Source organism: Capnocytophaga sp. oral taxon 902 (assembly GCF_013394735.1).
Taxonomy (GTDB): Bacteria; Bacteroidota; Bacteroidia; order Flavobacteriales; family Flavobacteriaceae; genus Capnocytophaga; species Capnocytophaga ochracea.
In genome coordinates this window covers 1,737,707-1,752,483 of record NZ_CP058261.1, presented here as the reverse complement: position 1 = coordinate 1,752,483, position 14,777 = coordinate 1,737,707, and the positions used below count along the sequence as shown (strand labels likewise).

The 14,777-nt window shown below is 39.5% G+C and carries 9 protein-coding genes; all 9 read right to left on the bottom strand.

The genetic code is table 11. The features are described 5' to 3' along the window. Nucleotides 1–8: 8 nt before the first annotated feature. The 9 genes from HW278_RS07435 to HW278_RS07395 all read right to left on the bottom strand — a co-directional run bounded on the left by HW278_RS07435 (nt 9) and on the right by HW278_RS07395 (nt 14,658). Nucleotides 9–1,652, bottom strand: a complete 1,644-nt coding sequence (locus HW278_RS07435; RefSeq protein WP_178977441.1) for a family 16 glycosylhydrolase — start codon at nt 1,650–1,652, stop codon at nt 9–11. Nucleotides 1,653–1,688: 36 nt separating this feature from the next. Next, nucleotides 1,689–3,233 (bottom strand): PKD domain protein, encoded by a 1,545-nt coding sequence (locus HW278_RS07430; protein ID WP_178977440.1) that lies wholly within the window; start codon nt 3,231–3,233, stop codon nt 1,689–1,691. 21 nt (nt 3,234–3,254) lie between these two features. After that, a complete protein-coding gene (locus tag HW278_RS07425) occupies nt 3,255–4,736 on the bottom strand; it encodes a RagB/SusD family nutrient uptake outer membrane protein (RefSeq protein ID WP_178977439.1) in 1,482 nt (493 codons plus the stop codon). Between the two features lie 15 nt (nt 4,737–4,751). Next, on the bottom strand, nt 4,752–7,766 hold the full coding sequence (locus HW278_RS07420; RefSeq protein WP_178977438.1) for a SusC/RagA family TonB-linked outer membrane protein: 3,015 nt from the start codon (nt 7,764–7,766) through the stop codon (nt 4,752–4,754). An 807-nt stretch (nt 7,767–8,573) separates the two neighbouring features. Beyond that, nucleotides 8,574–11,378 carry a triple tyrosine motif-containing protein gene (locus tag HW278_RS07415; protein ID WP_178977437.1) on the bottom strand — a complete coding sequence of 935 codons (2,805 nt, stop codon included), beginning with the start codon at nt 11,376–11,378 and terminating at the stop codon, nt 8,574–8,576. A 119-nt stretch (nt 11,379–11,497) separates the two neighbouring features. Next, nucleotides 11,498–12,343 carry a hypothetical protein gene (locus tag HW278_RS07410; RefSeq protein WP_178977436.1) on the bottom strand — a complete coding sequence of 282 codons (846 nt, stop codon included), beginning with the start codon at nt 12,341–12,343 and terminating at the stop codon, nt 11,498–11,500. Next, complete coding sequence (locus HW278_RS07405; protein WP_178977435.1) at nt 12,324–13,883, bottom strand: hypothetical protein; 1,560 nt, start codon at nt 13,881–13,883, stop codon at nt 12,324–12,326. The genes HW278_RS07410 and HW278_RS07405 overlap by 20 nt, the downstream gene beginning before the upstream one ends. An 11-nt stretch (nt 13,884–13,894) precedes the next feature. Beyond that, nucleotides 13,895–14,383 (bottom strand): hypothetical protein, encoded by a 489-nt coding sequence (locus tag HW278_RS07400; protein ID WP_178977434.1) that lies wholly within the window; start codon nt 14,381–14,383, stop codon nt 13,895–13,897. Between the two features lie 116 nt (nt 14,384–14,499). Beyond that, complete coding sequence (locus tag HW278_RS07395; protein WP_178977433.1) at nt 14,500–14,658, bottom strand: hypothetical protein; 159 nt, start codon at nt 14,656–14,658, stop codon at nt 14,500–14,502. Nucleotides 14,659–14,777 lie beyond the last annotated feature (119 nt).

Here is a 14,777-nt window from a genome sequence, read left to right as displayed (position 1 = left end):
TAATTAATTTACTGATAAATTCTTACATAATCGATTTCAAGGCTATCTTCGGTGAAATTATTAGCTACCTGACCTCCCAATGTTCCTCCTATCGCGACGTTTAGGATAAGGAAGAATTTTTGGTTGAATGGCAATTTAGCGTTGTTGTCCATTTCGAAATAGTTCTTATTATCGACTGCAAAGATAATCTTTTTTTCTGTCCACGTCATCGTATAGATATGAAAATCTACAGAAGTGTTTGCAAATTCAGTTTCTTTGTCGTAATCGCCCTGATGGTTGCTATCGGTGTCGTACCAATGACAAGCGCCGAGAATATGAGTCTTTTTATTACCTTTTTGCTCGAGCATATCTATTTCGCCACATTTAGGCCAGCCATCGGTAGCGAAGTTATTGCCCAAGAACCACATTGCAGGCCAGGTACCTTTGGCAGCAGGTAATTTAGCTTTGATTTCCACTTTGCCGTATTTGAAACCGTACAAACCTTCAGTTTTGAGTCGTGCAGAAGTATACCCTCCACTGCCATCGGCTTTGGCTGTAATCTTGAGCACACCATTTTCCACTTTCACATTTTCGGGGTCTTTGGTGTATGTTTGCAACTCGTTATTACCCCAACCATTGCTACCTTTGCCCAAATCATACGTCCATTTTGTCGTATCGGGGGTGCCCGCTTTATTGAACTCATCAGACCACACAAGGTTCGTAAAGCTATTTTCGGAAGGTTTGGTAGTAGTGAAAATGTGATACCAAGCAAACTGACTATTAGGTTGCATCACGCGCACGACAAGTTGTGTATCGGTAAGGCTGATGATATCATAAGTGCTTGCTCCTACCCACCAGCCGAGCATACCACCATTGGAGAGCTCGATAGCTGTACCGCGATAGGCTTTGTTGTCGTACTTACCTTGGGTAGCGGCTTTAGAAGTAGAAGGCACGAAGGACACTTGTTTCTCACCTGTAATCGTAGGTACTACATCGGTGCCGTGACATTGGTCTTTAGCTACACCTAACACCTCAGCATAAGCTCCTGGTATGAACACGTGGTTGGCAGTTTGTTTATAGGTAATACCATTAGCTGTACGGGTGAAGATAAAGGAATTTTCGAACATACAAGTACGAGTAGGGTCAAACGGTGTTGCTTGCCACCAAGCGGGGTAGCCATATTCGCCATTATCGCCACTTTCTTGAGGGCCTAAGCCTGCATATCCCGCTACATTTGCAGCCCAATACCAAGTTTTAATATCGCCTACATTCTTACCAGCAAGCATATTTTCAGCTTCAGCATCGGAGAAGGAACTATATACTTCCAATTCTAAAGACACAGAACTCATAGAGCCTCCTGCACCTACAGCACTTACTACCGCTGTGAATTTGTTGGTACCTACTTTGGTATAGCGGTGTTGGATTTTACCAGAAGGAGCCATTTCGGTCTTGCCATCGCCAAAATCGACACGGTAAGAAATGGCGTTTTGGGCGGTTACTACAAAGTTCACCAAGCCCGTGCCGTCGCCGTGAGGATGAGAGTTATCAGCCCCCATGATACTGAATGAGGCATTTACATTAGAAGGAGGTGTAAGGTCTCCAAACTCGTGCTTATCTTTACAACTTATAAAGACAAAAGCTACTAATAGGGTTAAAAGATTTAAGGTTTTCATTTTAATTTGTCAATTTAGTGCGAGCCGCACGGGTAATTAATTAAGTGTTATTTCATCATAGTAATAAGTGGTGCCATCTCCTTTTTCACCAAAGTCGAAGAAGACGACTACTTTGGTATAGGTAGCGCTGGTATCGATACCAGTAAAGTCAAACGAAAGTTCTTCCCAAGTGTTCTTTTTGGTGATACGAGCATCTACTTCTTTAGCTTCATCGCTAGTAGCTCCTTCTAATTTCACTTTTACGGTAATACCTGCCTTAGGAGAAAAGGCTTTTAGCTTCAATACCTTGTGACTTTTCATATCCAAACTTTCGGAAGTAAAGAACGCACCTGCCCATGTTTCACAACCTTTAGTACGTACCATTTTGGCTACTTTAGCAGAAGTATTGCCTGTAGTATTAGGGTTGGCTACTACTTCAACATCTGCCATATTGCCAAAGGTAGTAAACTCGGGAGCTGTACCCTCAAAGTTTTCGATTATCACGGTATTCGATTTTTTGTAGAAATACAAGTTGTCGATAAATACCGTGCCTTGTCCTACTAATTTGATTTGGTGTACATCGGTGATTACAAATCCTTGTTTGGTGTAGTCGCTTAGCGGAATATCGATGCTTGTCCACTTATCGGCAGTGAGGGTCTTTTTGACGAACTTCTCACCGTCAGCGCCTTTGCTTTTGCTAATCAAATAGATATCTAAAGCTGTAGCATCGGCAGTCCAAACGTCTAAATGTAAGAACTCCATCGCTGATAGGTCGATTTCTCGGGCAAATTGGATACCTTGATAATTGAGGTGAGCGTATTGCAAGATTTCATCGGTGCCCAACTTAAAGAGGTTGTAAGCAGTGGCTTGACCCCAATTAGGGTTGAAATCAGTGCCTGCCACATTGGTATATCGTCCGCTGAAAAGCGAAACGACCTCTTGTGCTTTGCGGATTGGAGGTTGAGGAGCTACAGTAGTAGGCTGTTGCAAAGCAATTACTCGTACCGATTTTTGTACTTTGGTAGTTTGTTTACCAGCACCTTTCACCTCTATCGTAAGGGTGTAATTACCTGTTTGTTTATAAATGTGTGAAACAACTTCACCTATATTACCAGATACCGGTTTTTCATCGGCGCTTTCACCGAAATACACATCATAGGTAATCGCAAAATCGGCTTTAGCAGTTACATTCACTTTCTTAGAAACCGATTGGTCGTTAGCTACGGTTACTTCTACATTCTCAGGGGCGCGGAAAGACACCTCTAAAGGCAAAGTCGCTTCAGCTTCCTTGCCTGCAATGTTCACGGCTACTATTTTCACTTGGTAACTACCTTCAGCATAAGTGTGTGTTACCGAACCTCCTGCTTTTACCACAGTGGGGGTTGCAGTGCTATCGCCAAAGTAGACCTTATAAGTGGCGACCCCCGTAGCTAAAGGTGTGATGGTTACTATTCCCGTGTTATCGGTGCTCACCTGAAATTTAGCTGAGACATCGGTAGGTGCAGTGGCATTTTGGACGAAACTGAGGTCGTCCTTATCTTTTTCGCAAGCTACCATTCCAATGAGGAGCAGTAGTGCTATTAGGTTTTTGAGTGTTTTCATTTTAATTTAGATAAGAGGTAATTAGTATCCTTGGTTTTGTTGCCAATTACCATTAGCAAAGCGTATTTCTTCGTAGGGTACGGGAAACACTTCGTTTTTATTAGCAGTAAAGCCTTGTATTTCGGTACCTTTACCCGTGCGGACTAAGTCGAAAAAGCGCAAGCCTTCGCCTAAGAACTCTACACGGCGTTCTTTCCATATCGCTTCGGTAAGAGCAGAGCCTGACACCGTAATGTTATGATTTTCATCGCCAAAGGCACGTTTGCGCACTTGGTTGAGATAGTCACGAGCACGTTCATCGCTGATATTACCACGGTTAAGCGCTTCGGCAGCCATTAAGAGCACATCGGCATAACGAATAGCACGATAGTTATTAGGGTTGGTAAGGTTGGGGTCGGGGCTATTGAGATCGCCTTTGCGAGCAATATATTTTCTATTGAAATAGCCCGTATGTTTGTAACCTTCGGCATAAGTAGCGTTGTTCGCTGCTGCCCACGCTACGATATCCAAGATAGCTACATCTTTGCGGAGGTCGCCTGCTTCGAAAGCATCGACTGCCTCTTGTACGGGTACGTTAAAACTATAGCCAGAATCGAACACAGGACCATTGTAGTTGCGGATACTGTTAAACCCTACCGCTACATTTCCTTTGCTACATTGCAAACAGTCAAAACTAGCACCTTCAGCATCGGTGTATTGTATCTCGAATACCGATTCAGCACCATTTTCACCTTCTTTTTCAAAGATAGACGCATAGTCGGTTACAAGTGAATAGGTATTGCTGTGTATCACGGTTTCTAATACTTGAGCTGCTTCGGCAAATTTGTTTTGGTATAAATACACCTTGCCGAGTAGTGCTTGAGCGGTGCCTTTGGTAGCACGCCCTACTTGTCCGTCGGGTGGTGTTGTAGGCAAGTGAGGAATGGCTGTCAAAAGGTCTTTCTCAATAGAAGCATATACCTCACTCACAGGGGAACGGGGTATTTTTTGTTCGTCGCCACGTTCAAAGCGTTTGTTTTCTTTGAGTGGAATTGCCCCAAACCATTTCACGAGTTCAAAATTGTAATAAGCGTGAAGGAAATGCGCTTCGGCAATAATCATTTCTTTGCCCTCAAAAGCTGTTTTGTCTTGGAATTCCAAGATATAAGCCGAGCGGTTTACACCGGCAAACATCCAGTCCCACAAGTTTTTGAGTTGGCTGTTGATAGGCGTGTGAATCATCTGGTCTATTTGTTGAAAACCAGGTACATCGGAAGCACTTTCACCTCCGCAAAGGGTATTATCGGAGGCAATTTCGCCCATAAGCACATTTATATACGTAGAATGTAACAAATTGTAAGCTGCAATCAGCGCATTTTGGTAGTCTTCCTTTGAATTGAAATAGGTCTCCGAATTGATTTCGTACTGTTTAGTCTTGTCGAGAAAATCGTCGGAACAAGCAAAGGCAAAGACAAAAAGCATAAGCCCTATTGTCCATTTCTGTATGTTATATATCGTTTTCATTTGTTTGTATGGGTTTTAGAATGATGTATTAAATCCTAAGATAAACTGACGAGCTTGTGGATAGAAGCCGTAATCAATACCTCCACCAATGGCATCACCAGAGGTAGCTGAAGGGTCATAACCTTTGTACTTAGTAAACGTAAAGGCGTTGTTTACTGAAAAATACACGCGGAAGCTTTTCATCTTCACACTCTCCAATACCGATGCAGGAATCGAATAGCCCAACTGTATATTCTGAACGCGCAAGAATGAGGCGTCTTCTACAAAGAAACTTGAGAATAAATTATTGGTAGTTGCGCCTGTGGTTACACGAGGCACGCTATTGCTGGTGCCCTCACCACGCCAACGGTCAAGATATAAACGCTGACGGTTTACGTTAGGTTGTGAACGCTCGTAGTTGCGCACCATCTCTTTGTCTAACTCGGCATACATATAGGTCGAGAAATCAAAGTTTTTATACTTAGCATTGAGGTTCAAGCCCATATAGTAAGTGGCGGTAGGCTTACCCAAATAAGTACGGTCTTTAAAATCGATTACTCCGTCGCCATTCACATCTTTATACCTGATATCGCCAGGTTTGGCAGGAGCCCCTAAGGCGAGTTGTGAAGGGTGTGCATCTACCTCAGCTTGGTTTTGAAAGATTCCATCGGCTTGCAAACCGTAGAAGTAACCAATAGGTTGACCCACTTCCATACGTGCAGGCGCTAACTGACCTACGCTGAAAGCCCCTCCCTCAGGAATCACATCACCATTGATTGATACTACTTTGCCGTCTAAACGAGTAATATTGTAGTTAAAGCCCCAAGAAAAAGGTTTTGTTACATCACTTCTATAACCTAAGGCTACCTCAAAGCCCTTATTTTGAGTATTACCAGCGTTCACGGTGGGGTTTGATGCTCCTGGTGCAGCTGTTCCTATAATACCTGAGACAGGAAAATTAGAAATGAGCAAATCGTTGCGGTTTTCTATAAAGTAATCGAATACTAACGACAAACGGTTCTTCAAGGTATTGAAATCAAAACCAACGTCTAACTTTTCAGCTACTTCCCATTTGGCACTTGGGTTGGGCAATTTGCCTACAGCTTTTCCACGCACTATCTGTCCGTTGAACACGTACACAGCTTCCCCGTTTAAAATCGCCTTATAAAGGTTTTTACCGGCATTGTTACCTAGCGTACCGTAACTACCGCGCAATTTGAGAAAGTCTATCCATTTGCTGTCTTTCAAGAAGCCTTCATCGGATACTTTCCAACCTGCTGTTACTGATGAAAACAAGTCGGCACGGTTGTCTTTCGGGAAGTCTGAAGAAGCATCACGCCTAAGCATCGCCGATAGCAAGTATTTACTCTTATAGTCGTATTGTAATCTACCAAAGAAAGAGGTAAGACGCGAATCGTTCATATACGAGTTATCAGTTTTGCTGTTGTTAGTACCTGTAGTGAGACCTATATCGGCAAAATCCCAAGAGTTGTTAGGCACATCGTAACCCGTAGCACTGAGTCCACTGCCCCAGTTCCGTTGCGCACTGGTTCCCACAGTGAGTGAAGTGTTGTGGTTTTTCCAGAAAGTTTTGTTATAAGTAGCAAAAGTCTCCCACGTATAAGCGTGTGTTTCATTCTTTTCCTGAGTTACCGTACTGCGACTGCGGTTAAAGATTTTGCCCGTACCAAAGAAGCTCAGAGGTTGAAAATCTTTCTTCTCATCACTATAAGTCTTAAACCCAATACGCGAAGTGAGGTCTAAGCCTTCTATGAGATTATAGCTCAACTGGAAATTCCCCTCCAATCCATTACCATCGTACTGATTATAGGTATTGTCTATTTGTGCCAAAGGGTTAATCACCTCATTACCCAAAAAGCCCGTTAAATCCTCATCGTGCAAGCCGTAAGTAGGCGAGAAGTTCAAAGCGTTGAAAAGCACTGCTCCCAAGCCGTTTTCCTCAATGGTTTTGCGCTTGTTGTTGTAATAATTGGCAGTGAAGTTCATCTTAAGTTTTGGTGAAATATCAGCTCCCAAACTCACTTTCACGTTATTGCGTTTGAAGTTGGACTTTTCGGGGGCTACAATACCGTCTTGGGTAAGATGTGATGCCCCTAAGTAATAACTAAATTTCTCACCTCCACCCGAGATACTAGCTGTCATATCTGAAATAACAGAATTCTTAAACACCTCGTCTTGCCAATCAATGCCTTTGCCCAAAGAAGCCAAATTGCCAAAAGGCAACGCCTGTCCGTTGGCAGCATAACTCTCGTTGAGTAAGGCAGCATACTCGGTAGCGTTCATATAATCCAACTTTTTGGTAGTTTGCTGAATACCGGTATAAGAGCTAATTTTCACTTCCAAAGGTGTGTTTTTGCGTCCACCCTTAGTAGTTACGAGTACTACCCCATTCGCGCCTTTAATACCGTAGATAGCCGCTTGAGCGTCTTTTAGTACGGTAAGACTCTCGATGTCCTCAGGGTTGATACTGTTCAGTGCCCCTTCGTAACCGTCGATAATTACCAAAGGCTCGTTGCTACCGTTAGAACTCACTCCGCGAATGAGAATGTTTATCTTCCCTCCAGGTGAGCCCGAAGCCTTGTTTACGCTCACCCCTGAGGTAGTACCTTGTAGGGCAGTAGCCGCATCCACAGGCTTTAGTTCGGTAATGGTTTTAGCATCAACTACTGATACCGAACCTGTTACGTCCTTTACCTTTTGAGTTCCATACCCGATAACTACCACTTCACCGAGGGTTTGGGTATCTTCTTTCAAGGTAACGTTCAGCGCATTGCCATTGTTCACAGTGATTTCTTGAGTGATGTAACCCACATACGAAAACACCAGAACCTGACCTTTCTTCACGTTGTCTAAGGCAAAATTTCCCTCGAAATCGGTAGAGACGCCGTGGGTAGTGCCTTTTACAACCACCGAAACCCCCATCATCGGACTGTTAGGAGCTTCTTTCACATTTCCTTTTATGTTATAAGTTTGTGCCACTGCCAAACTCGTACATAAAAATAGCAACATTGGTAAAATAAATACTTTCATCTGAATTGCTCTTTTTAAATGGTATGTTAATGTATTATATTAGGTTTAAACTGTTTCTAACTTGCTCTTTTCTTTCCTTTACTTTCGCCTCACTACCTATTACTGATATTACTGGCATTGTTGTATTGTATTATTAATCAACTATTTATACACCCTTTCTATACCAATCGTCCAAGATTCGTATAAGCTTCCTATAAGCTCTCTATAAGCTAAGTCCATCATTCATCTAGTAAAAATCCCTCTCTTTTTTTGGATAAAGTTAAGAATAATTTTCGTGCGCTTTCGTTCTTTCTTTCCCCGTGGTAACTTTTGATAAGTTTTATCTCAAAAAGGATAAATTACAGCCTTAATTTCAAAACAACAAATCACCTTTTTCAGTTGGTTTTTCCTACTCTCTCTAAATTTATACTTTTCAATCAGTATTATTGGCATTATTGGTATTAACTCAGTATTACTTTCTCTTTCCTTTATTTCTCTTTCAATCACGCAACAAAGATAAACGCAATTATTCAACACACAAAATATTTTACCTATACAAAAAATATACAAGGAGTATTTTTAATGTAAACGTATAGTTGCTATTAACGAGAATTACAAAACAAACTATTGTAAATCTTACATTTAAACTTATATACAAAAAATCTATGTAAAGGTAACAACAAATAAAAAACACCTCTTAAAAAGAGGTGTTGTATAGGTAATGTATATATTTTTTTAAGAAAATCAATTTATGTTTTCTACTCGCTCGTACAACTCACATCTGCTTGTGCGGCTCGCACCATTAATCATTAACCATTAATCATTAATTTAGAGCTTTAGAATATAGTCAGTAAGGTTCTGGTTGCGCTCTAAACGCATCTTTTTGCGCAAGCGGTAGCGTTTTATCTCTATACTTTGGGTAGAGATGTTCAGTAGTGGAGCAATTTCTTTACTCGAAAGGTTCAAACGCAGGTAAATACACAGTTTAATGTCATTAGGAGTAAGGTCGGGGTGAAGTGATTTAAGCCGATTAAGGAAGTCGCGGTCAGTTTGATTAAAGATTTCTTGAAAATGCTCCCAGTCACCTTCGCTGTTTATGTTATCTTCCACAATGTGTAACACTTCTTTGCTATTGCCTCTATTCAAAAGAGCCTCTTTGATGCTCATCAGCAGTTCATTCTTGCGCACGATGTTCATCGTAGTCACCGCCAGCTCGCGGTTCTTGCTCTCCACTTCACTCTGGAGCTTATCGTTTTGGAGTTTCATTACCGTACGGTCGTTCCCCAATTGCAATAGGGCGAGTTCTTTCTCTTTTTCTTGTTCTACCTTCTTCTTATGACGCTTGTAATGAACTCTATACACTCGGTGAATTATAAAAAGCAAAAGCAGTAAGAGTCCTATATAGGTAGCTATCATCACATTAGTGGCATACCAAGGTTTTTCTATTACAAAGTGAAAAATAGCCGTATTGGTCGAAACAGCATTTCCCACTCTGGCTCTTACCAGAAAGGTATAATCACCTGCAGGCAGATTATCAAACTGCACTCTTGCCTCCTTACTCCAGTCACTCCAGTGCTCGTAGAGTCCCTCTAATTTATATTGATATACAGTTTGAAACATCGTATTATAGGCAGGCACACTATAGCTAAAACGCAGATTGTTCTGGTTGTATGCCCAACGGTTATCAGTGCTGTTAAGAGCAATAGGTTGCCATACGCCTTCCACTTTGCTTTTGTATATATGGTCTATATGCACTTCATAAGCAGTATGGTGCGACGGATTAAAAGCAAAATCCATAAAGCCGGTACTCGTACCTAAGAGGCAATCCCCTTCTCGGTACTCATTGAGGTTCTCAAAACCTACCAAATCCTTGCGAAAAGCAGCCGAGAGAGGCATCTTTTTCAGCTGAAGTGCCTTGTCTAACTTACCCTGACTCACCTTCACTATATTGTATTGGGTAAAAAACCACAATCCGTCCTCTTTACCCTGTAACATAGTGCCCGATAAGTAGGCATCTTGGTCGAATAGCCGATGGGTAAGGCTTTCATCTTGGACAAACTTACGTGCGGTAAAATTGTATTTAAACAAGCCTTTTTCGGTGAAATACCAAATCTCATTGCGGTATTTAGCAATCGCCGACTTGCGTCCCATTGGGGCAGAAGTCTCTTTGTGCACTTGGAGTACTCTGGTAAAATCAGGGGAGAGTTGTAACCGGAACACGCCTTTGTACTCGTGGCTTACCAATAGTTCAGTAGGCGAAATAAACTCAAAAAACCTACTCGATACGTTGAATCCTGTTATCTTATTGCGGTATTGCCAACGCCCTTCTTTCAGTTCCAAAAGGTATAAACCTTCATAATTGCCTTGCAAGAGCCAATTAGGATGTCCTTCCACAGGTTTAATATCCCAAGTACCCAAAACATTACACACCAATTGTGCTCGATGGTTGTTTATCACAAACGTACCTGAATTGTGCCCACAAAACAAAGTGCCTTGTAGTTCTTTCAGTTGCCACACTTGCCCTTTAGTACCTTCAACCAACTGAAATGGCTGACCTGCTTTCAAAGGAAAGGACGCATAAAAAAGCCCCTGATTGGTACCCAAATACAAATCACCTTGGTAAACAATAGACGTATAAACGGCTCCTAACACTCCTTCGTTATCTTTATACTGGCGGAAAGGCGAAAAGAAATTCACCATACTAATGCCATTGTCTAAGCCTAACCACACATTGTGTTCTTTGTCCTCAAAGATAGAAAGCACCGTGTTGTTTTGCAAGCCTTGCTTCTGATGAAGGTGCTCCCAGAGTTGTCCTTCTGGCGATAATCGGTATACACCATTGGCAATCGTCCCCAGCAAGATAGAACCGTCTGAGAGTTGTTCGCAACTGTAAATATTTAGGGAAGAAGTAAGCGCTCCTGTACTCACTTGCCAAGGTTTCACCTCAGCAGGTGTTCCTTCGTAAATACCTTTATCTTGGGTAACAAATAGAAACTTACCTTTATATGGGAAGATATTAATAACAATATGTTCGCGGAAAAGAGATGCTTCCGAACGTAATTCTTCTTTACCATTCACAAGAGCAAAAAGCCCCTCATTCATCTTTTGAAAGAAAATATGCTCGCCCACTTTGAAGATTTTAGGTAGGTTGTTTTGCGAATGCACAATGTGAAAGCGGTCGTGCTGAGAGTCGTAAATATAAAGTTTGTGCAACGACTGGAAGAGCACCCAATGGTCAAAAAAAACAATTTTCCATACCTCTTCGTCTTCTATATCCTTAGGCGGCAAGCGTTTACTTAGTGAAGTATATTGCAAACGGTTGAAAGCATCTGCTTGCCAATAACCAAATTCAGCAAAACCTCCCGTATAGATAGTGTTACCTTTGGCGTTTACGGCGCGCACTATCGCTCCATTGGGCAAGGGGTAATGTTGCCATACCACCCCATTGAACTCCAATAGACCTATATTGTTAGCAAAATATATCTTTTGATTTATCGCTTGACATATTTTCCAATTCTGACTCTCACCCGAGTATACCGAAGGAGCGTAGTTATAGATAGGTGGCAATAACTGAGCGTGTATCGTCCCTACAAAACACCCCATCAAAACACACAGAAAAACACGCATACGCATAAGGTATTAAAGTTTAGTTGCTGGCAAAGATAATAATAATTTCATTCTTTTGTAATTTCTATCTTTTTTTCTTTATACTACAATAAAAACTATTTTAAATATGGTGGTATTCATCGTTTCTATTCATTTTCTTTTATTTCTACATCATTTTTGTAATAGGCTTTTATAATATCTTTTTCTCCTTCTGCTGGTGGAACAAATTCTATCACTAATACTCCGTCTTTTTCATAAGGTTTTTTATAATGCCCCTCGCTTGGAAATTCTAATAACCACAAACCTTCTCTTTTTCCTTTTTCATAATAGCCCTTACTTGTACAAACACGACCATCTTCTATCCAGTAACCTTCCTTTTTCCCATTGACATAGTAGCCTATTCCTCTTGTATGTCCTATTGTTTCATCCCAATAGCCATCTTTTATCCCATTTTTATAACAACCTTTTGATTTTTGTCCCCAGCCATCACTTTCTACCCAAAAATCTTCTTTTTTTCCATTAGCGTTTAACATCCCTTTTCCTTCATAATTAAAGCTTCTCAAATCTACCCTCTCTCCTTTTATTCGTATTTCATAGTCCAAATAAGAGTATAAAAACCGATAGTAATCACTTGTTTCTGAACTCCAATTATTGGGGCTATTTACTATATATCCTTCTTTGAGGGTGTTGTTTTCAAAATTGGCATAAAAAAGAGTATCCATTTCCCCTCTATAAAAATTTAAATTATCATCTAATTTTCTAGGGGCATAACTCAACAAAAGTTCTCCGTTAAGTTTCCCCTTAACTACTGAATATTTACATTTAATAGTAGGGTAATCGTAATTCCCTGTTTCCTTATGTAATATAGATCTATGCATATCATAAAGGAAAACTCCTATATCATTCGTGTCTCTTGTATAAGTTTTTATTCCACAAGAAACGAGCGTACACAATACAATAATAATAGCTATTTTAAATATGGTGGTATTCATCGTTTAGCTTTTTAATAATTTCAAACTGAAACTCAAAGAATCCAAATTTCTGATTCGTAGAATCCATTATACTATCTGAAGTCCCTTCTGCAAAATAAATCTGGTGATAACGTTTCATTTTTTGCAAGAATTCTAACATCTGTTCTTTTATGGGGATATTTTTTTGCTCAGCTTTTATCCTTTTTTCAAGTTCAGCCTTAGTAATGGTTTCTGTTCCAAAAACAATTGTATTACCTTTCATTTTTTGGTACTTAGAAATCCATTCTTCACAGTTTTCCTTAGAGGTTTTTACACTTTTTATAGTCCTCCCAATAGATTCATCTATATATTGATCTTCAAAGATATGAGGTAATCCCATTTTGTGAGCGGTCTCGTGCAATACAGATTCCGATGAAAGAATATATACAATCATAGAGAACATATATATATTATCATAGGATATAGCAGCTCCGTGATTACTATATTCTAACGGACTTAAAAATACTAAAACAAGATTTTTATACTCTTCTTCTTTTAGCTGTTTTTTATCTATATACAGGTGTCGTATCTGTTTGTAAAAATTTTCATCTGCAAATGAGATATCCTCAATTTCCATCTCTTCAATCTCTATTTCTGGAGGATAAACAACCCTTAGCCTGCTATAATAATTATTGCAAAGATATTTATAGAATAGCCTTATATTCTCATCAAAGTCATTAGGAGTCTTAGTAAGCAACTCAAAGTCTATAGATTTATACTTTTCATCCCTTACATTTTGTTTTAAAATATCTCTATTAATCTTTCTAAAATCATTTTCTTTGTGTGATTTGCGAAAAACTTTTATAAACCTAAATTTCCTTTTAGAATGATAAACTTCGGTAGTAGGCTTTATGATTAAAAGCCCTACTTTTTGCCCTTTCTTATTTAAAAAAGTTACTTTTTGCTCCTCTGAAAACCCTTTTTTACATCTGATAAGCAATTTGTGTATCATAAAAGGTTCTTTATCTGTAGGATCATTACTTGTTGGGGCGAATACATCAAAAACATTTTTTCTATCTCCATTTTTCACAGGGATAGTATAAACATCTTCAGTAAAATATTTCTTTTCGAAAACAAATTCTTTAGTATTTATAGTTGCACCATCATCAGTGAACCCTATTTCAAACAAAGAGGCGTCATAGTCCAAGGTTATTTTGTCTTTTATTAATTTATCCCTATCGTTATAAGTTATTTTAAGAGACAATAACACCTCTTTTCCTGTCTTTTCCTTATGTTTTTCAAACATACGAAGATAAGAAGGAATATAATCTTCAGAGCCTATTCTTATTCTGTTTTTCAGGTAATATTGGTCGTAAAGTTCTCTTCCTCTCGTGCATTTAGTAATACTACCCGCTTGAGTATCTTCTTTAATATAGCGGTCAAGATTATAATTAATACTTTCTGGTTCAGAAAGGAAAGGTTCTGTAAAGACTGTGAAATTAGGTTTCTCATTCACTGTCAAAGATATTGTTTTTTCATACCCTGTACTGGGTACTTTAAGGGTAAATGTTGTAACTGGCATAATTCTATTTTTTAAGGTTTTACAACTTTTAGTTCTATTCTCTCTTCATCGTATTGTACCAAATAGTCTTTCAAAGTATTGTCTACAAGTCGTTCGCCATTATATTCATAACCTATTTCTGGGGTGCCTAACTCTATTGTAATTCTTTGTCCCTTCAAACCATAGGTATTCACTTTTAAATATATCATCTCTTCGTATTCAGTATCTCTTATTTCATCTGAACTTCTATCAGCAGCATAAAATTCTACCACTTTAGGTTTTGTTGTATAAGCAAGAAAAGTTGCGTCTGTCGTGTCTATCCCTTCAAAACTCTTTTTCTGTCCTGATTGTATGCATTTTGCTTTCCCTGTCTCAACTGTGTTAGACCCTGGCATTTGTCCTGCATAGCTAATTTCTGAGCCTTGCAATATCACTGCGTTGTTCTGAAATTTCACCGTGCCATATTTCTCCCATTGCCCCAAGGAAATCACTTGAAAACCATCGGCAAAAGTAAAGTTCATCGGTTGTCTCTCTACAATAGTACCTACAAGTTTTTCTTGTATCTTAGATGTTTTCGTAAGGGGTTTAAACGTTGCTAAATGTGCTCCAAACTGAAATTGTGCTCCATCTATTACAATCAGCTTATCTTTTTGTGATTGTACTTTTTTTTCTGTGCTTCTTCTATCTGTTGCGCTTCATCTGAGTTGAGGCAACTCTCATAAAAAGCCATCTCCTTTTCGCTAAAATCATCATCAGTATATTCTGATAAAGACTTGTTTATTTTATCTTTTGACATAATAATGATACTTATTCTAATTTTTAGTTGATATTATAAATATCGCAACAAAAGTAATTATTTATTTCGAATATTCCAAAAAACATCGTCTATTTTCAATGAAAGTCTCTCTTCGCATA

Coding starts and splice junctions, on each gene's coding strand:
- HW278_RS07435 (WP_178977441.1), bottom strand. CDS start 1,652: ATGAAAACCTTAAATCTTTTAACCCTATTAGTAGCTTTTGTCTTTATA.
- HW278_RS07430 (WP_178977440.1), bottom strand. CDS start 3,233: ATGAAAACACTCAAAAACCTAATAGCACTACTGCTCCTCATTGGAATG.
- HW278_RS07425 (WP_178977439.1), bottom strand. CDS start 4,736: ATGAAAACGATATATAACATACAGAAATGGACAATAGGGCTTATGCTT.
- HW278_RS07420 (WP_178977438.1), bottom strand. CDS start 7,766: ATGAAAGTATTTATTTTACCAATGTTGCTATTTTTATGTACGAGTTTG.
- HW278_RS07415 (WP_178977437.1), bottom strand. CDS start 11,378: ATGCGTATGCGTGTTTTTCTGTGTGTTTTGATGGGGTGTTTTGTAGGG.
- HW278_RS07410 (WP_178977436.1), bottom strand. CDS start 12,343: ATGAATACCACCATATTTAAAATAGCTATTATTATTGTATTGTGTACG.
- HW278_RS07405 (WP_178977435.1), bottom strand. CDS start 13,883: ATGCCAGTTACAACATTTACCCTTAAAGTACCCAGTACAGGGTATGAA.
- HW278_RS07400 (WP_178977434.1), bottom strand. CDS start 14,383: ATGAACTTTACTTTTGCCGATGGTTTTCAAGTGATTTCCTTGGGGCAA.
- HW278_RS07395 (WP_178977433.1), bottom strand. CDS start 14,658: ATGTCAAAAGATAAAATAAACAAGTCTTTATCAGAATATACTGATGAT.